Annotated in this window: 13 protein-coding genes; 8 read left to right on the top strand and 5 right to left on the bottom strand. The window is 71.7% G+C overall.

Annotated elements, in window-relative coordinates:
- Positions 1-508 precede the first annotated feature (508 nt).
- Complete coding sequence (locus PH203_RS18960) at positions 509-1057, bottom strand: MarR family transcriptional regulator (protein WP_289921284.1); 549 nt, start codon at positions 1055-1057, stop codon at positions 509-511.
- 131 nt (positions 1058-1188) lie between these two features.
- Here PH203_RS18960 and PH203_RS18955 point away from each other — a divergent pair, with 131 nt between their 5' ends.
- Positions 1189-2445 (top strand): MFS transporter, encoded by a 1257-nt coding sequence (locus PH203_RS18955; protein WP_289921283.1) that lies wholly within the window; start codon positions 1189-1191, stop codon positions 2443-2445.
- A gap of 77 nt (positions 2446-2522) precedes the next feature.
- Here PH203_RS18955 and PH203_RS18950 read toward each other — a convergent pair whose 3' ends face one another.
- Positions 2523-4160, bottom strand: coding sequence for a SpoIIE family protein phosphatase (locus tag PH203_RS18950; RefSeq protein ID WP_289921280.1), 1638 nt, complete (start codon positions 4158-4160; stop codon positions 2523-2525).
- 175 nt (positions 4161-4335) lie between these two features.
- On the bottom strand, positions 4336-5715 hold the full coding sequence (locus tag PH203_RS18945) for an NAD(P)/FAD-dependent oxidoreductase (protein WP_289921278.1): 1380 nt from the start codon (positions 5713-5715) through the stop codon (positions 4336-4338).
- A gap of 378 nt (positions 5716-6093) precedes the next feature.
- Between PH203_RS18945 and PH203_RS18940 the strand changes: the two genes are divergently transcribed.
- Both PH203_RS18940 and PH203_RS18935 read left to right on the top strand, forming a co-directional pair.
- Positions 6094-6861, top strand: a complete 768-nt coding sequence (locus tag PH203_RS18940) for a TetR/AcrR family transcriptional regulator (RefSeq protein WP_289921277.1) — start codon at positions 6094-6096, stop codon at positions 6859-6861.
- Positions 6862-7173: 312 nt separating this feature from the next.
- Positions 7174-9075: a sigma-70 family RNA polymerase sigma factor gene (locus PH203_RS18935; RefSeq protein ID WP_289921276.1), complete on the top strand. Its 1902-nt coding sequence runs from the start codon at positions 7174-7176 to the stop codon at positions 9073-9075.
- A gap of 39 nt (positions 9076-9114) precedes the next feature.
- Here PH203_RS18935 and PH203_RS18930 read toward each other — a convergent pair whose 3' ends face one another.
- Together PH203_RS18930 and PH203_RS18925 are read right to left on the bottom strand one after the other, a co-directional pair.
- Positions 9115-12489 carry a BTAD domain-containing putative transcriptional regulator gene (locus PH203_RS18930; RefSeq protein WP_289921275.1) on the bottom strand — a complete coding sequence of 1125 codons (3375 nt, stop codon included), beginning with the start codon at positions 12487-12489 and terminating at the stop codon, positions 9115-9117.
- Positions 12490-12909: 420 nt separating this feature from the next.
- Positions 12910-15009, bottom strand: coding sequence for an asparagine synthase-related protein (locus PH203_RS18925; protein ID WP_289921274.1), 2100 nt, complete (start codon positions 15007-15009; stop codon positions 12910-12912).
- 684 nt (positions 15010-15693) lie between these two features.
- Between PH203_RS18925 and PH203_RS18920 the strand changes: the two genes are divergently transcribed.
- The 5 genes from PH203_RS18920 to PH203_RS18900 all read left to right on the top strand — a co-directional run bounded on the left by PH203_RS18920 (position 15694) and on the right by PH203_RS18900 (position 21335).
- A complete protein-coding gene (locus PH203_RS18920) occupies positions 15694-17118 on the top strand; it encodes an MFS transporter (RefSeq protein WP_289921273.1) in 1425 nt (474 codons plus the stop codon).
- Positions 17119-17180: 62 nt separating this feature from the next.
- On the top strand, positions 17181-18422 hold the full coding sequence (gene lhgO, locus PH203_RS18915) for an L-2-hydroxyglutarate oxidase (protein ID WP_289921272.1): 1242 nt from the start codon (positions 17181-17183) through the stop codon (positions 18420-18422).
- Positions 18423-18654: 232 nt separating this feature from the next.
- Positions 18655-18942: a DUF6355 family natural product biosynthesis protein gene (locus PH203_RS18910; RefSeq protein WP_289921271.1), complete on the top strand. Its 288-nt coding sequence runs from the start codon at positions 18655-18657 to the stop codon at positions 18940-18942.
- A 173-nt stretch (positions 18943-19115) separates the two neighbouring features.
- Positions 19116-19868: a tRNA (guanosine(46)-N7)-methyltransferase TrmB gene (trmB, locus tag PH203_RS18905; RefSeq protein ID WP_289921315.1), complete on the top strand. Its 753-nt coding sequence runs from the start codon at positions 19116-19118 to the stop codon at positions 19866-19868.
- A 120-nt stretch (positions 19869-19988) separates the two neighbouring features.
- Complete coding sequence (locus PH203_RS18900; protein WP_289921270.1) at positions 19989-21335, top strand: PrsW family intramembrane metalloprotease; 1347 nt, start codon at positions 19989-19991, stop codon at positions 21333-21335.
- Positions 21336-21351: the final 16 nt, after the last annotated feature.

Genomic DNA, 21351 nt, shown 5'->3' with positions numbered 1-21351 from the left:
GATTTTTGGCACGCTGTTGAGTTCTCAAGGAACGGACGCTTCCTTTGTACTCACCCTTCCGGGCTTTCCTCCGGGCAGTTTCCCTTCGGTCTTACGTTTCCGACTCTATCAGACCGTTTCCGGTCCCGATTTCCTCGGCGCTTTCCAGGTTCCCGCTTTCGCGTTTCCCTTTCCGGCGGTTCCGACTCTATCAGATCCTTTCGGGCCTGACTCCCAGTCAGAGGGGCTTGTCTTCGCGGCTGTTGGGCCGTTCCGACGTCTCAAACCTTAGCGGATCCTCTCGGCAGTTCCTAATCGAGCTGCCGAACCCAAATCGAATTGAATTCGGGCACGCCGAATTCACCCCGGCTGGGAGATCGTGCTGATGGTTTGTGTGCCGCTGATGCGGCGGGAGTGGCTGTCGAAGAACCGTTACGGCTCTGCGGCAACCCGAAGAACTCTACGGACCCCGCAGGGGGATGTCAACCACCCCTGTCAAGATCTTTTCGGGTGACGTCAGCGAGCGTCGTCAGTCCAGGTCACTGAGTCGGCCGCCGGCGTCCGGCTGAGCGTGCTCCACCCTACGCAACAGGCGGGTGAGGACATCCCCGAGCGATGTCCGCTCCTCAGGGGAGAGGTCCTGGAGCAGGTCCTCCTCGAAGACGGTGGCGAGGCGCATCGCCTCCAGCCACTTCTCGCGCCCCTCGTCCGTCAGCTCCACGATGACGCGGACACGGTTGGACTCGTCCCGCTCCCTGTGAACCAGCCCCTCCCCGACCATCCGGTCGATCCGGTGGGTCATCGCGGCCGGCGTGAGGCCGAGGCGCTTCGCGAGGTCGCTGGGGCCCATTCGGTAGGGAGCGCCGGAGAGGACGAGGGCCTTGAGGACCTCCCACTCCGCGCCGCTGATGCCGAGGGCGGAGGTCTGGCGGCCGTACGCCACGTTCATCCGGCGGTTGAGCCGGGAGAGCGCGGAGACGATCTTCTCGACCTGGGGGTCGAGGTCCTGGAACTCGCGCTGGTAGGCGGCGATCTGCTCGTCGAGCGTGGGCTCGGGGATGCCAGGGGTCTCGGCCATGCCCGCAGTATTCCACGTCACTTTGCCTCTAAGTCCTTCACTCTGTACACTTTAGGTTCGAACTTTAGCTTTGAAGTCTTCACTCCTAACTAGTGAGAGAGGTGAACGTGACCAGGGCGATGGGCGCAGCGATGCGCCGGATTCACGTGGGTAACGCACTCAGCGCGTTCGGGCTCGGTTTCACCGTCCCCTACCTGTACGTCTATGTGGCGCAGGTGCGGGGACTGGGTGCCGTGACGGCGGGGCTCGTTCTCGCCGTCTTCGCCGTGGCCGCGCTGATCGTGCTGCCGTTCGCCGGCCGGGCGATCGTGCGGCGGGGCCCGCTTCCGGTGTTGTTCGCCGCCCTGGTCACGGCCGCTGTCGGTGCGCTGAGCCTGGGGCTCGCGAGCAACGCGACCACTGTTCTGCTCTCGGCGGCCGCGCTCGGTGCCGGTCAGGCCGTCATGCAGCCCGCGCTCGCCACGATGATCGTGGACTGCTCCACGTCCGAGACCCGCTCCCGTGCCTTCGCGATGCAGTTCTTCCTGCAGAACCTCGGCCTCGGTGTCGGCGGGCTCATCGGCGGTCACCTGGTCGACACGACGGACGCCTCCTCCTTCACTGTGCTCTTCGCGATCGAGGCGGCGATGTTCCTGCTGCTGGTCGTGGTGATGGCGACCGTGCGCATGCCGCACTCGCCGAAGATCGGCGGCGCCCCCGCCGGTTCGACGAAGGGCAGCTGGAAGCAGCTGCTCGGCAACCGCGCCATGGTGCAGCTCTGCGTCCTGGGCTTCGTGCTCTTCTTCGCCTGCTACGGCCAGTTCGAGTCGGGCCTGAGCGCGTACGGAGTCGAGGCCGCCGGAATCTCCACCTCCGCGCTGGGCACGGCGCTGGCCGCCAACACCGCGATGATCGTCGTGGCGCAGTTCGCGGTCCTGAAGTTCGTGGAGCGCCGGCGCCGCTCCCGCGTGATCGCCGCGGTCGGCATCATCTGGGCCGTCGCCTGGATCACCGCCGGTTACGCCGGCCTCGGCCACGGCAGCCAGACCATGGCCACGGCCGCGTTCATCTCGACGTACGCCCTCTTCGGTCTGGGCGAGGCCATGCTGTCCCCGACGGTCGCCCCGCTGGTCGCCGACCTGGCCCCGTCCGGCATGGCCGGGCAGTACAACTCGGCCTTCGCCCTGGTCAAGCAGCTCGCCCTGGCGGTGGGCCCGGCGATCGGCGGCCCGATGGGGGCCTCACTGCACACGCCGTACATCGTGACGTTCCTGCTGTTCTCGGTGGGCATCACATTCCTGGCGCTCAGGCTCGGGCAGCAGCTCACCGCCATACAAGATCACCCGTGGCGTGCGAAGAGCCGTGTGGTGGCGATGGGCGGCGCACATCAAGAATCTGTCGCCGCGTAACTGCAGACACCTAAGGGGCGCGGGGAACTGCGCGATCAGCCCCCACACACCCGCAGCCGCCGAACAACCCCGCTCCCTTACCCCTTAGGCAGCACGAACTCGCACCAAACAGCCTTCCCGCCCCCGGGCGTCCTCCGTGACCCCCAGTTCGAGGCGATCGTCGCGACGATGGCAATCCCCCGCCCCGATTCGTCACCGGGCTCAGCCCGCCGACGCCGGGGCAGGTGGTCGTCTCCGTCGGTCACCTCGATGATCAACCGCCGGTCGGTCCGGCGAAGCCTCAACCGCATCGGTGGCGTCCCGTGCTGCAACGAGTTCGCGACCAGCTCGCTCGCCGCCAGTACCCCCAGGTCGTGCAACTCCGCCGGGAACCGCCAACTCGTCAGCACGCCGGAGGCGAACGCACGCGCGCGTGGGGCCGCCTCGATGCCGCCCAGGAGTTCCAGGGCGGCGTTGCGGAAGAGGTCGCTGTCGGGGCCGGTGCGGGCGGGGTGCTGGAGGACGAGGACCGCCACGTCGTCGTCGTGGTCGGCGGTGACGCCCGCCGAGCGGACGAGCCGGTCGCAGACGACCTGGGGTGTACCGGTCGCTCCGGACAGTGCGCGCTCCAGGGCCGCGATGCCCTCGTCCAGGTCCTCGTTGCGGCGCTCCACCAGGCCGTCCGTGTAGAGGACCGCCGTGGATCCGGGGCTCAGGGGGATCGAACCCGACGCGTGCATCCAGCTGCCGGTGCCGAGCGGCGGACCCGTCGGTTCGTCCGCCCGCAGCACCGCCCCGCTCTCGTCGCGGACCAGGATCGGCAGGTGGCCGGCGGAGGCGTACACCAGCTTGCCCTCGTTGGGGTCGTGGATGGCGTAGACGCAGGTGGCGATCTGGTTGGCGTCGATCTCGGCCGCGAGGCCGTCCAGGAGCTGGAGCACCTCGTGCGGGGGGAGGTCGAGGCGGGCGTACGCCCGGACCGCGGTGCGCAATTGGCCCATGACCGCTGCCGCGCGGACTCCTCGGCCCATGACGTCGCCGATGACCAGGGCCGTGCGGCCGCCGCCGAGGGTGATGACGTCGTACCAGTCGCCGCCGACGGCGGCCTCGGTGCCGCCGGGGTGGTAGGTGGCGGCGATGCGGAGGTCGTCGGGTTCCTCCAGGACCTGGGGGAGCAGCGAGCGCTGGAGGGTGACCGCCGTTTCGCGTTGACGGCGTTCGCTGGCTCTGAGGCGTTCGGCGGCCTCGGCGTGGTCCGTGACGTCCGTGGCGAAGACGAGGACGCCGCCGTCGCCCTCGGACACCGGGGTGCAGGTGAAGGTGTAGCAGCGGCCGTCGGGGGCCTTGCGGGACTTGACCGTGCGGGGCTTGCCGCTGCGGAGGACCTGGTCGAGGAGGGGGAGGAGACCGATCTCGTTCAGCTCAGGGAGGGCTTCTCTCGCCGGTTCGCCGGAGGGGCGGGCGCCGAAGGCCGTCACATAGGCGTCGTTGACGTAGGCGAGGCGGTGGTCCTGGCCGTGGACGAGGGCGACGAGGGCCGGGACGCGGTCGAGGACCGCGCGGACGGGGAGTTCGTCGACGGCGGGCACGGGCGGGGTGTCGTCGGTGAGTTGTTCGGCGCGGGCCGCGGGTACGGAGCCCTCCCCGATGCGGTCGGGGGTGACCTCGTGGTCGGTCCGCGCTGCTGCGCGGCGCTGCGTTCCGGGGAGCCGGGCGCTCCAGCGCGTGAAGTTCACGAATCCTTGCCTCGTGTCGTCGTCTTCGGCCGGCTCCGGACCCGGCCTAGGGGTCGTCGCGGGTTCGGAGGGCGGGTGTCCACCCGCTCCTGGGTCGGGGATCAGTGTGGCAGTGTGACCGACCGGGTCGACATCCGTCAGACGCCTACCTTGCCGGTGGAGTTCCTCGGTCCGGTCAGGACGACCCCTTCGGGTCGTTCGAGGGGTCCTGAGGAGGCTTTCCACCGGCCGCGAGTTCGAACTCCGCTCGGGGATGTTCGAGGGAACCCAGGGAGACGATCTCCCTCTTGAAGAGTCCGGAGAGTGTCCATTCGGCCAGGACTCGGGCCTTGCGGTTGAAGGTGGGGACCCTGCTGAGGTGGTAGACGCGGTGCATGAACCAGGCAGGGTAGCCCTTCAGCTTGCGTCCGTAGACGTGTGCGACGCCTTTGTGGAGGCCGAGGGAGGCGACCGAGCCGACGTACTTGTGGGAGTACGTCTCCAGGTCCTCGCCTCGTAGTGCGTGCGCGATGTTGTCGCCGAGGACCTTGGCCTGGCGTACCGCGTGCTGGGCGTTGGGGGCCGTTTCCTTGCCGGGTTCCTCGGCTGTCACGTCGGGGACGGCTGCCGCGTCTCCGGCCGCCCACGCGTGCGTGGTGCCCTCGATGGTGAGCTGGGGGGTGCATTTCAGCCGACCTCGGTCCGTGAGCGGGAGGTCGCTGGCGGCGAGGATCGGGTGGGGTTTGACGCCGGCGGTCCAGACGACCGTACGGGTCGGGAAGCGGGCTCCGTCGCTGAGGACGGCGACTCGGTCGACGCAGGATTCGAGGCGGGTGCCCAGGCGTACGTCGATGTTGCGGCGGCGCAGTTCGGTGACGGTGTAGCGGCCCATCTCCTCGCCGACCTCGGGGAGGATGCGGTCGGAGGCCTCCACGAGGATCCACTTCATGTCCTCGGGCCGGACGTTGTGGTAGTAGCGCGCGGTGTAGCGGGCCATGTCCTCCAGCTCGGCCAGGGCCTCCACGCCCGCGTAGCCGCCGCCGACGAAGACGAAGGTGAGGGCGGCGTCACGGATGGCGGGGTCGCGGGTGGAGGAGGCGATGTCCATCTGTTCGATGACGTGGTTGCGCAGGCCGATCGCTTCCTCGACGGTCTTGAAGCCGATGGCGTGCTCGGCGAGGCCGGGGACGGGCAGGGTGCGGGAGACCGAGCCGGGGGCGAGGACGAGTTCGTCGTAGGTCAGGCGCTGGGCGCCGGTGCCTTCTTCCTCAGTGGCGAGGGTGGTGAGGGTCGCGGCGCGTTTGGCGTGGTCGATGGTGGTGACCTCGCCGATGACGACGTTGCAGTGGTCGAGGACGCGGCGCAGCGGGACGACGACATGGCGGGGGGAGATGGAGCCGGCGGCCGCTTCGGGGAGGAACGGCTGGTAGGTCATGTACGGGTCGGGGGTGACGACCGTGATCTCGACCTCGTCGCGCCTCAGTTCCTGTTTCAACTTCCGCTGGAGACGCAGGGCGGTGTACATCCCGACGTAGCCGCCGCCGACAACGAGAATGCGCGCGCGTTCCTTCACCACCCCATGACGCACCCGACGCTTCAGTTTGTCCACAGCCCCGGCAATTTGTGTGACCGCGCGTTTTGCGCGGGCGGGGTTGGCCGAATCGACGGCGTGCGGAGAAGGTTCGCAGGTCAGCGGGTGTGCGCCGGGGGTCTTCAGGGGGTGCAATCGGGACGTATACGACCCGTACTCCGATCGGGGGGCGCTCCGTGCGGAACGTGCCCCTTCTGAATTGACCCCCTCTCAACTATGTTCGTGTGTCGACGGGGTGTAGGGGGATGCACTCATCGGGTCCGCGACGGGCGGCCCGTGAAGCGGGTTTGTTCCCCATAGCGCTCCGGCTTTCAGTGGCGGGGAGAGTCTCCGGGGGGAGACGTCATTACCGGGGGATCGCTTATGCATGTTCAGGACTCTCATTGGTCTTCCGCGGCTGCCATCACACCCGGTGGCGGCGCGATGAGCGCGGCGGCGGGGAACGGACGCGACGGTTCGCGTTCGACACCGCTGCGCGTGGACGCACAGCGCAATCTGGAGCACGTACTGCGTGCGGCGCGCGAGGTCTTCGGCGAGCTGGGATACGGCGCGCCGATGGAGGACGTGGCGCGGCGCGCGCGGGTCGGCGTCGGCACGGTGTACCGGCGCTTCCCGAGCAAGGACGTCCTGGTGCGCCGGATAGCCGAGGAGGAGACCTCCCGGCTGACCGACCAGGCGCGTGCTGCGCTCGGTCAGGAGGACGAGCCGTGGTCGGCGCTGTCGCGCTTCCTGCGGACGTCGGTGGCCTCGGGTGCCGGGCGGCTGCTGCCGCCGCAGGTGCTGCGGGTCGGGGTCGCCGACGAAGGCACCGAGGACGGTACGGGGTACGACCAGGCGCGGGTGCCGCAGCAGCGGACCCAGCCGGGCTCGGGTGAGCTGCGGCTGGTGCCGGAGGACCCGGGGAGCGCGGCCGAGGACGACTCCGGGGCGGCGGCGCTGCTCGACGTGGTGGGCCAGCTCGTGGAGCGGGCGCGGACGGCGGGTGAGCTGCGGGCCGATGTGTCGGTGTCGGACGTCCTGCTGGTGATCGCGACGGCGGCGCCCTCGCTGCCGGACGCGGCGCAGCAGGCGGCGGCCTCGGCACGGCTGCTGGACATCCTGCTGGAGGGTCTGCGGTCACGGCCGGCGTGAGCTCAGGCCGTCGGCGGGTGATCCGGTCCGTCCACTCCGGGTGACCGGGTGACTCGAAAAGGTGACGGCGAGGTGTGGGTGCTGCGTCACCCGCGCCTCGTACGCATTCCCGGATTTTCGGGTACGTCGGTCAACTTCCGTGCGGGCGGCGACAATTTAGCCTTCCCCGTACGGGTGACGGTTAGTACTGAGCTGCGGTGAATCCCCACGGACGAGTGGAAGCCCCTGACTCCGGGGTTCTGACCAAAAGCCAATATGGCACGCTGACCCGGTGTTCGGGACTGGTTGGGCAGGCGGCGGGGGCTTTCCGCGATGAGCTTTGACGGGCGGGGCGAGTCACAGGGTGACGGGGACGCGGAGGCCGGAGGCCAGGCGTCGCCCCAGGTGCCGAGCCAGGGGGGACGCGCGGGCCGCGCGCCGGTCGGCGGCGACCCGGTGGAGGGCAGCGTCCCGGCCCAGCGCGACCGGCGCGAGGACAGTGTCCTGCCGCCCCCGATCGAGCTGCCGCCCGGCGACGCCGACCTCATCGGCCGGATGCGCTCGGGCGACGACTCCGCCTACGAGGAGCTGTACCGGCGCCACGCGGAGGCGGTACGCCGGTACGCCCGCACCTGCTGCCGTGACGCCCACACCGCCGACGACCTCACGGCCGAGGTCTTCGCCCGCATGCTCCAAGCGGTGCGCGGCGGCCACGGGCCCGAGCACGCCGTACGCGCGTATCTCCTGACGACCGTCCGGCGCGTCGCCGCGAACTGGACGAAGTCCGCGAAGCGGGAGCAACTGGTCGACGACTTCGCGGTGTTCGCCGCGCAGGCGGCGCACTCGTCCGAGGTGTCCGACGACACCCTGGACCTGGGCGCCGATGTGCGGGCGATGCACGAGGCCGAGCAGTCCATGGCCATGCAGGCCTTCCGGTCGCTGCCCGAGCGCTGGCAGGCCGTGCTGTGGCACACCGAGGTCGAGGACGAGTCGCCGAGCGAAGTCGCCATGCTCTTCGGGCTCGACGCCAACGGCACACGCGTGCTCGCCAGCCGTGCCCGCGAGGGACTCAAGCAGGCCTATCTCCAGGCCCATGTCAGCGCCACCCTCGCCGACGACGAGGAGTGCGCCCGGTACGCCGACCAGCTCGGCACGTACGCGCGTGGCCGGCTGCGCAACCGGGCCGAGCGCGGGCTGCGCAAGCATCTGGAGGAGTGCGCCAAGTGCCGCCTCGCGGCCAGCCAGATCGCGGAAGTCGCCAGCAGCATCCCGGCCGTCGTGCCGGTCGCGGTCATCGGCTGGTTCGGTGCCGCCGGATACGCCAAGGCCGCCGCGCTCATCGCCGGTGGCACCGGCGTGGGCGCGGCGGGTGTCACGGGCGCGGCCGCGGCGAGCGGCGGTACCTCGGGAGGCGCGGGCGCGGGTGGTGGTGCGGCGGCCTCGGAAGGGCTGGGACTGCCGGCGAAGGTCGCGATCGGGGTCGGCGTGGCCGCGGCGGTGACCGCCGGGCTCGTGTACGCGCTGTCCAACAACTCCGAGCCCCTGGAGAAGCACGACGCCAAGCCGCCCGCGTCCACGCCGGTGGTCGAGCCCGCCGAGAACTCGCCCAGGCCCCCGAAGAAGGAGCCCGCGCCCGAGGCACCGGTCGTCGTCGCACCCGAGCCGACCCCGACCCCCACACCCACACCGACCCCCACACCCACCCCCAGCCCGACGCCCAAGCCGACCCCGACGCCCACCCCCACACCGAAGCCGACCCCCAAGCCCACCCCCACCCCGACGCCCACTCCCCCGCCCCCTCCGGCCGTCTACCAGTGGAGCGAGCTGTCGTACGACATCAACGGCGACGGCACCCAGCCCGAGATGCGGATCGCCGAGAGCAGCTGGGTGTGGCAGCGGTACGGCGTCACCATCGGCGGCACCGGTTACGAGCACGGCGTGACCGTGCACGGCCGGTCCTCCGTCACGATCGACCTCAACCGCGAGTGCACCACCTACGACGCGATGGTCGGCGTGGACGACATGACGCTGGGGCTCGGCAAGATGTACTTCTCCGTCTACGCCGACGGCGTCCAGCTGTGGAAGTCCGGGCTGGTCGAGGGCGGGGACCCGGCGGTGCCGGTGCATGTGGACATCGCCGGGCGGAAGACCGTACGGCTGGTGGTCGAGCCGCACAGTCACCACGACGAGCTGATGCTGGCGGACTGGGCGGAGTCGAAGTTCCGCTGCTCGTAGGGGCAGGGCTCGCCGACAGTACGGCGGCCAGGTCCCGCCTCAGGGTCCCCCGTCGACGGCTTGGGCGCGCAGGGCCTCGTCGAGTTCGGCGAGGACGTCGTCCGGGGTCAGTGCCGAGCCCTTCTCGTACTCCGCCAGATAGCGCTCGGCGCCGAGGGCCGCGCGGGTGTCGGCCTCGGCGCGTTCGACGTCCGTGCGTTCCGGCATGGGGCGGGGGAGGCCGCCGCGCCAGCGGTAGCCGGTCGCCAGCAGACGGGCGGCACGCGGGTGATCGCCGAGCTGGGACAGCTGGTACGCCGTACCGTCGGCGAGCCCTGCCCTGACCACATCCGAACAGCGCGTGTCGATCGCCATCCGGAGGGCGTCGACCACCTTGGGCAGGGCACTCCCAGGGCCGGACTCGGCGGCCGTGACCATGGCGTCCACGGCCTTCAGCATCACCTTGAACTGCGGTGGCGGCGTGGCCCGCCCCATGGCCTCGCAGGTCGCCTCGTACAGCTCCCGGGCACGGCCGGGGTCCTTGTCGTCCAGCGCCATCCAGGCCCGCTCCAGCAGCACGAACGCCTGGGAGTCCGCCACGGCGTACCGTTCGGCGGCGGCGCTCGCCTCGTCCAGCAGGGTCTGCGTCCTCGTACGGTCGCCCCTGCGGAAGGCGATCTCGGCGAGCCGGGCCAGGAGGAACGGCTTCTCCGCGTGGGCGCCCACCTCGTGCGCGAGCCGCAGCGCCTCCTCGAACTCGCCCTCGGCCTCGTCGGAGCGGCCGCGCGCCATGGCCGCCTCGCCCGCGGCGCTGCACACCTGGGCGCGCAGCCAGCGGTCGCCCACCCGGCGGCTCAGCACGCGCAGTTCCGCGAGGTCCTCGTCGATGCCCTCCATGCCGCCCGGGGAGTCGACGACCATGTGGGTGCGGAACATCAGCATGACGCCGGTCTCCCAGTCGCCGCCGTGCGCACGGCAGTTGGCGACCGCCCGGTCCAGGAAGGGCCGGGCGGCATCGACCGGGCCGGGGAGGAAGAAGACCGTCACCGGCCAGGCGAGACCCGGGAGCCGGGCCGCCTGCGGGCCGCCTTCGCCGAAGTGGTCGCGGATCCGGGCGACGTACTCGCGCATCCGCCGGTCCAGTCCGTCCCGGGGCGGGTCGACCTCGGCCATGAGGAAGAGGTTCAGCATTCTGACGTCCATCCGCAGCGTGTGCAGCGGGTGGTTCCGCTGGCCGTCCGGTGCGGCGAGGAAGGCGTCCACGTGGTCCAGGGACGTCATCAGGGAGCACGCCGTGTCCCGGTCCGCGGGGAGCGCTCCCCCGGCCGCGTCCAGGGCGGCGCCGAGGCGCAGCACCTGGCCGGTCCAGTCCCCGCCCTCCCTGCGGTAGTTGCGCAGCCACCAGAACCAGGTCATCGCGACGGCCAGGGCGGCGGCCTCCGCCTCGTCACCGGCCTCGATCGCGCGATGGAGAGCCGCGCGGATGTTGTCCAGCTCGGTCTCCAGGCGGGAGATCCACGGGAGTTGGCGGGCGGAGCGCAGCCGGGGCTCGGCCTCCTCGACGAGGGCGCGGGCCCATGCGCGGTGCCTGCGCAGGGCGTCGGCGCGCGCGTGGGGGGCTTCGACGGCGCGCTCGACGGCGTACTCGTGGATCGTCTCCAGCATGCGGTAGCGCATGGCGGCCGGGCCGGAGCGCTCGCACGGGGCGGCCACGATCAGGGACTTGTCGACGAGCGCACCCAGCAGTTCGGCGACGGGGCCGCTGCATACGGCCTCCGCCGCGGCGAGGTCCCAGCCGCCGGCGAACACGGAGACCTCGCGCAGGACCGTCCGCTCCTGCTCGTCGAGGAGGTCCCAGGACCAGTCGACGACCGCGCGCAGGGTCTGCTGGCGGGGCAGGACGGTGCGGCTCCCGGAGGTGAGGAGGCGGAAGCGGTCGTCGAGGCGGTCGGCGATCTGGCGCGGGGTGAGCAGCCGCAGCCTCGCCGCCGCGAGCTCGATGGCGAGCGGGAGTCCGTCGAGGCGGCGGCAGATCTCGGCGACGGCCTCGGAGTCGCGGAGGACGACGTCCGCGTCGGGGCGGACCGCCGTCGCGCGCTCCTTGAAGAGCCGGTGGGCCTGGTCGGGGACGAGGGGTTCGACCGGGCGCACGGACTCGCCGGGGACACCCAGGGGTTCACGGCTGGTGGCGAGGATCGTGAGCCCCGGGCAGCGGGTCAGCAGGGTCTCGGCGAGGTGGGCCGCGGCCTCGATGACATGTTCGCAATTGTCAAGGATCAGAAGCTGGCTGCGCGGAGCGCAGTACTCGACGAGCAGGGCGAGCGGGTCGTCCTGCTGGACCACCAGCTCGGAGGTGATCAGCTTGGTCTCCCGCAGACCGAGCGCACTGACCACCGCCCCTGGCACCGCCTCCGGGCGGTCGAGCCGGGCGAGCTCGACCAGCCATGCCTCGGGTTCCTCGGCGGCGGCTTCCTCGGCCAGACGGGTCTTTCCCGAGCCGCCCGGGCCGGTGAGGGTGACCAGGCGGGCCCTGTGCAATTCGGAACGGATGGCGACGAGTTCTGGTTCCCGGCCCACGAAAGAGGTAAGGCGGGGACGGAGGTTGCCGCGGGGGGTGGGGGGTTCGGGGGGCGTGGGAGGTGCCGGGGGCGCGGGAGGTGTGGGGGCGCGGTGGGAGGAGGTGGGGTGTGCGGGAGCGGGCCGCGGTTCGCGTGCAGGGTGCGGTGTGAGCAGTTCGGTGTGCAGGGACCGGAGTTCCGGGCCCGGGTCGGTGCCCAGGCCGTCGGCGAGGGTCCGGCGGGCCCGTTCGTACGCGGCGAGGGCGTCGGCGTTGCGGCCGGTGTCGCGCAGGGCCCGGATGAGGAGGGCGTGGAGCGGTTCGTCGTACGGGTGCGTCGTGGTCAGTTCCGTCAGTTCCGGTACGGCTTCCTGGGCCCGGCCGAGTCGCAGGTCCGCCTCTGCGCGGGCTCGGGTCGCCTCCAGGCGGAGGGCTTCCGGGCGGGTGGCGGAGGTGCGGTCGGGGAGGTCTGCCAGGGCGGGGCCCCGCCACAGGGCCAGGGCCTGGTCCAGGGCGTGGGCCGCTTTCCTGGGGTCGCCTGCGTGGAGGGCGTCGATGCCCGCTCGGGTGAGGTGTTCGAAGACGAACAGGTCCACGTCGTCGCGGGTCGCGGTGAGGCGGTAGCCGCCGGGGGCGGAGGTGATCGCGTCCTTGCCGAGGGTGCGGCGGAGGCGGCCGACGAGGGCCTGCAGGGCGGCCGGGGCGTCCTGGGGCGGGTCGGCGCCCCAGACGTCGTCGATCAGGGTGTTCTGGGCTGTGACGGCTCCTGGGCGGAGGGCCAGGGCGGTGAGGAGGGCTCGGAGGCGGGGGCCGCCCAGGGGTATGACGGTGCCCTGGTCGTCCTCGGCCTGGGTGACGCCCAGGATTCTGTACCGCACCGGGTCATTGTCGCTGGGGTGGCTGTGGGGGGCACGGGTTTTGGGGCGGCGGGGTGTTGGGGGGTGCGGTGAGTTCGGGGTGCGGCGGGTGCGGCGGGTTCGCGGGTGCGGCGCGGTGGGGGTTCGCGTCGGGTTGTTTCGCCCCCGCCGCCCCTACCCGTCCCGTCCCCAGGGGCTGCCGCCCCTTCCACCCCGCCCAGGGGCTCTGCCCCTGGACCCCGCTGGGGCTGTCGCCCCAGACCCCGCTTCGGCCCCTAAAGGGCCTCGTCCTCAAACTCCCCCAGAGGGGGCACCCCCAGACAGGCTGAGATGGGCCGAGGTGGGCTGGGATGAACTGAGATGAGCCGGAGCGGCCTCGCGTGACAACGCCAGGACGGGTGGGTGAACCCTAGGCCCAGGAGCCCTCAACGCGCACCCTCCCTACCCCCTCCGCGCCGACGCCCCCGCCCCCAACACCCCCCTCTGCGGCGTGATCCCCGCCGGTACCGCACGCGCGCGTGCCGGTGTTCCCGTCCAGCAGGTTCCCCGGCGGGCCAACAGCCGGCGGAGCCACAGTTCGAGGGAGACGAGGTCCGCCAGGCCGTCCAGTGGCAAGGGTTCGCCCTCTGCCGCCGCGCGGAGCGCCTTGCGGACCACGCGGGCCTCCACCAGGCCCGCCTCTGCCAGGAGCGGGGTGCCGAACAGGGACATCAGTGAGTCCGCGGCCACCCTCAGGCCCGTGCGGGCCGCCACCGCCGTCGAGGCGTGGGACGGAGCGCCCCAGCCGGGTGGGAGGTCGGCCACGCCTGCGCCCTGGAGGACTGTGCGCAGGATCGCCGCCCTGGCGCCCGGCTGGACCCGCAGCGCCTCCGGGAGGGCCCGGCAGGCTCGGACGACCTGGTTGTCCAGGAACGGGGCGTGCAGGCGTTGGAAGCGGATCTCGGCCGCCTGTTCCAGGATGCGTACGTCGGACGCGGTGCGCGCGAGGGCTGCACGCGCGCGGTAGTCGCCGGGGCGCTGGCCCGGGCCGACGCCCGAGCGGCTCGTCGCGCTCTGGAGGCGAACCGATACTTCAGCCAGCGCCTCCCCGGTCAACCAGCGTGCCGCGGGCCCCGGTCTGGCCCAGGCGAGGGCCGCCAGGGACGCCCCTACCGCACCGCCCGGTTCGTCGAACCTGCGCTCCATCAGCCGGTCGGACAGCACCTCCAGGCCCGTTCGGTACGGCGTACGGGCCAGGCGCCTCGCCGCGCCGTACACGCGCGCGGGGACCATCACCGAGCCGTCCGCCTTCGCCAGCGCTGCCACCGGGCGGACCAAGTGGCGGCGTTTGCGGTCCATCAGGAGGTCCGCCAGGCGGGCCGGGTGTGCGTCCAGCGCCTGGCGGGCGCCGTAGCCCGTGAAGTGGTCCGCGCTGCCCGAAGCCAGGCGCGCGCGGTGACGGGCCGCCGTCACCAGGGACGGGCCCGGTTCGTCCGTCAGGGGGCCGTCCAGGTCGGCGTACGGCAGTGTCTCCTCGCCGCCGGTCACCACCACGTGGTGCAGGCGCGGGTTGGCCGCCAGCGAACCCGCCCGCTCCAGCTCCGACTCCCGGCCGGCCACCGCCAGGTCGTTGAAGGTGACGGCCAGGAGTCGTTCGCCCGCTCCCGTGCCGTGGCCCAGCACCGTGCCCGGCATCCCGGGCAGGCCCGCGGCCAGCAGCGCCAGCGTGCCCGACGCCGGGCCGCCCGACAGGTCCGCCCCGATCCCCGGCACCGGCATCCCGCGCGCGGCACGCCGTTCGGCGGGCCCCATGCCCGGGACCGGTCCCGGGTCTATGTCGGCGCCGGGGACATGGCGGGGGGCCGACAGGCGCGCGCGTACCGCCTCCACCAGTGCGTCCCGTACGGCGTCCACCGCGCTGTCCGGGTCGGCCGAGGGTGCCGCCACCGCGAGGGAGGCGACCGGCTCGTAGCCGGCGATCTCACGCGCCCCGGCGCGCAGGATCAGCGCATGCCCCGGGGGAATGCGCCGCACGCCGTCGTACGGGGTGGAGTCATGGAGGGCGGCCGGGACGTCGGGGGCCGCCAGGAGGGCCGCCAGGTGGCCGAAGTCGAGGTTCGCCTCGATGAGGTCCGCCAGGGGCAGCGCCGCGGTTGCGTACGCCGTGCCGCCTGCCCAGGGCGTGTAGAACACCGGGCGGGCGCCCGCGAGATCGCCGCAGACCATGATCCGGCGGCCGACCTGGACGACCGCCGTGTAGCTGCCCGGCCAGGCCGTCAGATGGCGTAGGGCGCCTCCGCGCGCGGCGAAGAGGCCGACCCTGAGTTGTTCGTCGCTCGCGCCGCACGTCCCGAGCACCGCTATGCGGTTCTGCGCGTCGGCCTTCACCACGCGCACCTCGTCGGGGCGCCAGTCGCCGACCGCCCACAGCGGATCGGGGTCGCCCCACAGGAGTTGGGAGCCCACCGGGTGCACGGTCTCGCCGTCGCTTCCCGTGGCCCCCGCGGAGCCGATCTCGGCTGCTCCCGTTGCGGTGCTGCTCCACCCCACCAACCACCGCATCGACGCCTCCACAGGCTGTGGACAACCAGTGCACCGTACGAACCGGTTCACCATGCTGCCATGAAGGACGCGCACCGGAGGGGCGGCGGAGCCGCTTGTGCTCCCTTGAATACGCCCCCGCGCACATGCCTGTGAAGGAGCGAACACCCGTACAGGGCAGGGCGTCTACGACCTGAATGCGCCCCCGATACGCTCCCCCAGAACGCCCTTCGCGCCGTCAATTTCCATGGTGGGAGCGGTAATTGCCTACGGAGTAAGGGGTCGGTTTTCGGCCAAATTGGCGGAGTGGGGACAGGCTCGCGCACGCTCCGTACAGGCTCTGCGCACCGCCTCGGCAACGCGCAGTCCGGGGAACGGAGTTCGCCCCCCGGACCGTTCCGCCACCCGCGGGGATGGAGGTGGCGGAATCCCCCAGCCCACTGGATCCAGTACAGCGGGCCGACCCACGCACGATCCATGGAACCGCTCCCCCGATGGCCGGAGAAGAGCGCACGCACAGGCGCACGGCCACACAACGGGAGCACGTCTTAACGGTGCGTATGGAGCCCGTACGTGCGTACGGACCACAATCCCGCCATCCGGAACAATGCCTCTTAACGCTTGGGATGCGGCGAACTACGCTGGGTTTACGAATGCCGCGTGGTTATGCCAACGCGGCAGCCGTCTGTGTCGAGGGGTGGCGCAATGTCCAGGGAGCAACGCGGGCCGAACGAAAAACTCGGCGCCGTTCTCGCCCTCGCGGGAATCAGCAACGCAGGACTCGCGCGTCGCGTCAACGATCTTGGCGCTCAACGCGGGTTGACTCTTCGCTACGACAAGACGTCGGTGGCGCGCTGGGTGTCGAAGGGCATGGTGCCGCAAGGCGCTGCGCCGCACCTCATCGCGGCCGCCATCGGCCAGAAGCTCGGCCGCCCGGTGCCGCTCCACGAGATCGGTCTGGCGGACGCGGATCCCGCACCCGAAGTGGGCCTCGCCTTCCCCAGGGACGTCGGACAGGCCGTCCGCAGCGCGACGGAGCTGTACCGGCTCGACCTCGCCGGGCGGCGCGCCGGCTCCGGCGGCATCTGGCAGTCGCTGGCCGGTTCGTTCGCAGTAAGCGCATACGCAACGCCCGCCTCACGGTGGCTGATAACCCCGGCCGACAGTTCGGTGGCGCGCGAGGTCAACTCCGCGGAGGGCTCCGGCGCACCGCTCAAAGTCGGCCACAGCGATGTGCAGAAGCTGCGGGAGGCCGCCGAGGACGCCCGGCGCTGGGACTCCAAGTACGGAGGCGGCGACTGGCGTTCGTCCATGGTGCCGGAGTGTTTACGGGTGGAGGCGGCACCGCTGCTGCTCGGCTCGTACTCCGACGAAGTGGGCCGGGCGTTGTTCGGTGCGAGCGCCGAACTGACGCGTCTCGCCGGGTGGATGGCCTTCGACACCGGTCAGCAGGAGGCCGCGCAGCGGTACTACATCCAGGCGTTGCGACTGGCCCGCGCGGCGGCGGACGTACCCCTCGGCGGGTATGTGCTGGCGTCGATGTCCTTGCAGGCGACCTATCGCGGGTTCGGCGACGAGGGGGTCGACCTCGCGCAGGCCGCCCTGGAGCGCAACCGTGGTCTGGCGACCGCCCGCACCATGAGCTTCTTCCGGCTCGTCGAGGCACGGGCGCACGCGCGCGCGGGCGACGCGCAGGCGGCGGGAGCGGCGCTCAAGGCGGCGGAGGGGTGGCTGGAGCGGTCCCGTGACGGGGACCAGGATCCGTCGTGGCTGGGCTTCTACTCCTACGACCGGTTCGCCGCGGACGCGGCCGAGTGCTACCGCGACCTGAAGGCGCCGCGCCAGGTGCGTCGCTTCACCGAGCAGGCCCTGTCGAAGCCGACGGAGGAGTTCGTACGGTCGCACGGGCTGCGGCTGGTCGTCTCGGCGGTCGCGGAGCTGGAGTCGGGCAACCTCGATGCGGCGTGCGAGCAGGGCGTGCGGGCGGTGGAGGTCGCGGGGCGCATCTCGTCGGCCCGCACCACCGAGTACGTGAAGGATCTTCTGCACCGGCTGGAGCCGTACGGGGACGAGCCGCGTGTCGTGGAGCTCCGGGAGCGCGCACGGCCGCTGCTGATGGCTCCGGCCTAGGAGTGAGCGGCTCCGGGTGACTCCTCGTTTCCCTCGCGTTTGAAGGCACTGTCAGTGGCGCAGTGCACTATCTAGAGCGGGAGGTGGTGCAGGTGCGGCCGGAGATCGCTTACGACTGCGACGTGCTCGTCATCGGGGGCGGGATCGTCGGGTTGTCCACGGCGTATGCGATCACGCGTGCCGTGCCGGGGACGCGGGTGACCGTGCTGGAGAAGGAGGCCGGGCCCGCACGCCATCAGACCGGGCGGAACAGCGGGGTGATCCACAGCGGGATCTACTACCGGCCGGGGTCGCTGAAGGCGCGGTACGCCGTCAAGGGCGCGGCCGAGATGGTGAAGTTCTGCGCGGAGTACGGAATCGCGCACGCCGTCACCGGGAAGCTGATCGTCGCCACCGAGCGGTCCGAGCTGCCGCGCCTGCACGCACTGGTGCAGCGCGGGCGGGAGAACGGAATCCCGGTGCGGGAGCTGGGCGCCGCGCAGATCCCGGAGTACGAGCCGGAGGTGCGGGGGCTCGCCGCCATACAGGTCGGGACGACCGGGGTGTGCGACTTCGTGGGGGTCGCGCGGCAGCTCGCGGAGGCGTCCGGGGCGGAGATCCGGTACGGGGCGCGGGTCGAGCGGATCGACCGGCGGCCGGCGCTCGGGGTCGCCGTACGGACGGCCTCCGGGGACGTCGTACGGGCGCGGGTGCTGGTGAACTGTGCCGGGCTGCACTGCGACGAGGTGGCGCGGCTGGCCGGGGACGAGCCGGGGATGCGGATCGTGCCGTTCCGGGGCGAGTACTACTCCCTGGCGCGGCCCGAGCTGGTGAAGGGGCTGGTGTATCCGGTGCCCGATCCGGCGTTTCCGTTCCTCGGGGTGCATCTCACGCGCGGGATCGACGGAGGCGTGCACATCGGACCCAACGCGGTGCCGGCGCTGGCCCGGGAGGGGTACGGCTGGACTGTCGTACGGCCCCGGGAGCTGGGCGCGACGCTGGCATGGCCGGGGTCCTGGCGGATAGCCCGGCGGCACTGGCGGTACGGGGCCGGTGAGCTGCGGCGGTCGGTGTCCAAGGCGGCGTTCGCGGACGCGGTGCGCAGGCTGCTGCCGGCGGTGTCGGACGACGACCTGGTGCCGTCGGCCGCGGGGGTGCGGGCGCAGGCCGTGCTGCGGGACGGGACGCTCGTGGACGACTTCCTGATCAAGGAGGGCCCGCGGACCGTGCATGTGCTGAACGCGCCGTCTCCGGCGGCGACCGCCTCGCTGCCGATCGGGCGGGAGGTCGCCCGGCGGGCGTTGGCGGCGCTGGGCGCCGTGTGAGCGACAGGGTGCGCGGGCAGGCGGCGGTGGGGTTGGGAAGCGGGCCCGTCGCCGGACGACGCGCGAGGGCCGATGCAAGGGTCAAACGGAGAACCGGCAAAGATCAACTGATCGGCGCAGCAGTGAATCGATCCGCCGGGTGAACGGTGCCATAGGCGCCCGGAACGGCCGTTCCGAGCTGCCAGCCTGAACGCACAGACCTCTCCCATCCCTCTAGCGTTCTGGAGCTCCCTTGCGTATTCGTCGTGTCGTGACCGGCGCCCTCGGTTCCTCCGCCCTCGTCCTCGCCTCCTTCGGCGCGGTCACCGCGAGCGCCGGTGCGGCCGCAGCCGACCCCTGCGGCTTCTACGAGACCGCCTCGGACGCCTACTACAACCACTGCACCTCGGACGGCTCGCGCGTCGTCATCGAGGTCGAGGTCTTCGGGCCGAACTACGAGAAGTGTGTGGGACCGGGCGTGTCCTGGCTCGGCTCCAGCGGCAGCATCGACGGTGCCTTCTACACCGGCCGCACCTGCTGATCCGAGCGTCGGGGGCGCGGGAGTCGGCCGGTGGCTTCAGCGGCCGTAAAATCGACCGCACTGTGTCTGACTCCCACCACGCCCCCGACGCGCCCCAGCCCGCCGACACCCCCGCCCCCGGCGAGGACCACGACGGGCACGACGGGCAGCCCGACCACGCCCCCGGTGTCTCCGTGCGGCACTCCCGGCACAAGGGGGAGCCCCGCTTCCCCGACGGTCCGAAGGCCGATCCCGCCGGGTCGCACTTCGAGCGGCGGATCCGGAGTTTCCAGCCGCGGCGCAGCCGGGTCACGGCGGGACAGGCGGACGCGTTGCAGCGGCTGTGGCCCAAGTGGGGGCTGGACATCGACGGGCAGCAGGTCATCGACCCGGCCCAGCTGTTCGGCAACGACAACCCGGTCGTGCTGGAGATCGGGTTCGGGATGGGCGAGGCCACCGCCCAGATGGCCGCCGGTGACCAGGAGACCAACATCCTCGCCGTCGACGTGCACACCCCCGGCCAGGGCAATCTGCTCAACCTCGCCGACCAGAACGGGCTCTCCAACGTCCGGGTCGCCAACGGCGACGCCATCATCCTGCTGCGCGAGATGCTCGCCGAGGACTCGCTCGACGGGCTGCGGGTCTATTTCCCCGACCCCTGGCCCAAGAAGCGGCACCACAAGCGGCGGCTGATCCAGCCGGAGTTCCTCAGCCTCGCCGCGAGCCGGCTGAAGCCGGGGGCGATCCTGCACTGTGCGACCGACTGGGAGCCGTACGCCGAGCAGATGCTCGAAGTGCTCACGGCGCACCCGGACTTCGAGAACACCCAGGACGAGGGCGGTTTTGCGCCGCGTCCGGACTACCGGCCGCTGACCCGTTTCGAGGGCCAGGGACTGGACAAGGGACATGTCGTGAACGACCTGCTGTTCCGCCGCGTACCGCGGTGAGGACAACAGCGGAAGCGGTGACGACAGCTACAGAACCGCACAACGACCGACCCCCCACCGGCGCCTGAGACCACCTCGCCCACCTGCGGGCGGCGCCCCTGACTCGTTAGGGTCAATGCCGTGGCCACCTTTCCCCCGTACCCGACGCACCACCCCACCGGCCCCGCCGGCGGTGCGCTGCGGCACGCGCACTGGTGGCAGCGGAACTGGGTGCGATACGGCGCCCTCATCACCCTGCTCGCGCTCTCCGGCCTTGTCATCCTCGCCCTGGTGCGGGAGCAGACCGGTACCGAGGGCTTCCTGGTCGGACTCGGCCTCGCGATCCTGCCCGTGCCGCTGCTGATAGCCGCCTTCCGCTGGCTGGACCGGGTCGAGCCGGGACCCTGGCGCAATATGCTGTTCGCGTTCTCCTGGGGCGCGTGCGCGGCGGCGCTGATAGCGATCGTCGCCAACAGCTTCGCGACCAGATGGATAGCGACGGCGACCGCGGACCCGTCCAGCGCGGACACATTGGGCGCGACGGTCATAGCCCCGGTCGTCGAAGAGTCCGCGAAGGCCGCCGCCGTGCTCCTCGTCTTCCTGTTCCGCAGACGGGACTTCACCGGGATCGTCGACGGCGTGGTGATAGCCGGGGTCACCGCGACCGGCTTCGCCTTCACCGAGAACATCCTCTACCTCGGCACCGCCTTCGGCACCGACCAGCTGACCGGCGACCGCGGCATCGCCTCGGTGACCGCGGCGACCTTCTTCGTGCGCGTCATCATGTCCCCGTTCGCGCACCCCCTGTTCACGGTCCTCACCGGCATCGGGTTCGGCATCGCCGCGCTCTCGGCGGACCGCCACCATGTGCGCCGCGTACTCCTGCCGCTCTCCGGCCTGCTGCTCGCGATGGGCATGCACGCCATCTGGAACGGCTCCTCGAGCTTCGGCGAGTACGGCTTCTTCGCCGTGTACGCCGCCTTCATGGTCCCCGCGTTCGGCCTGCTGACCTGGCTGGTCATCTGGACCCGGCAGCGCGAGCTGCGGACCGTGCGCGAGGAGCTCCCCGCCTACGCCGTCGCCGGCTGGCTCACCCCCGCCGAACCCTTCGCCCTCGGCTCGATGCGGGCCCGCCGGATCGCCCGCCAGTACGCCCGCGAACACGCCGGACGGCCCGCGGCACGGGCGGTGGCCCAGTACGAGGCGTACGCGACCTCCCTCGCGTTCCTACGGCACCGGGGGCGCCGCGGGCGGGCCGGCGCCGACTTCGTCGTACGGGAGAGGGAGCTGCTCGGCGAGCTGTGGGCCCGGCGGGAGGTCGCGCGCCCGGCACTGGACCACGCGGCCCGTGTGACGGCGCCGCCGGTGCCGGTGATGATCCCGCCGGTGCAGTGGCCCCTGCACGGGTATCCGGCGGCGCAGTATCCGGGGCAGCCGTCGTATCCGGGGCACCCCGGGTATCCGGGCTACAACCCGTACCAGACCTGAGGGATCGGAGCCGGAC

The sequence above is a fragment of the Streptomyces sp. S.PB5 genome, from assembly GCF_030403745.1.
GTDB lineage: Bacteria > Actinomycetota > Actinomycetes > Streptomycetales > Streptomycetaceae > Streptomyces.
The sequence above is the reverse complement of the archived record's forward strand: the minus strand, read 5'-3'. Positions and strand labels throughout refer to the sequence as shown.

Bases quoted from the DNA above. Each gene is read 5' to 3' on its own strand.
- PH203_RS18935 (WP_289921276.1), top strand. From the start codon at position 7,174: ATGAGCTTTGACGGGCGGGGCGAGTCACAGGGTGACGGGGACGCGGAG.
- PH203_RS18955 (WP_289921283.1), top strand. From the start codon at position 1,189: ATGCGCCGGATTCACGTGGGTAACGCACTCAGCGCGTTCGGGCTCGGT.
- PH203_RS18960 (WP_289921284.1), bottom strand. From the start codon at position 1,057: ATGGCCGAGACCCCTGGCATCCCCGAGCCCACGCTCGACGAGCAGATC.
- PH203_RS18940 (WP_289921277.1), top strand. From the start codon at position 6,094: ATGCATGTTCAGGACTCTCATTGGTCTTCCGCGGCTGCCATCACACCC.
- PH203_RS18925 (WP_289921274.1), bottom strand. From the start codon at position 15,009: ATGCGGTGGTTGGTGGGGTGGAGCAGCACCGCAACGGGAGCAGCCGAG.
- PH203_RS18920 (WP_289921273.1), top strand. From the start codon at position 15,694: ATGTCCAGGGAGCAACGCGGGCCGAACGAAAAACTCGGCGCCGTTCTC.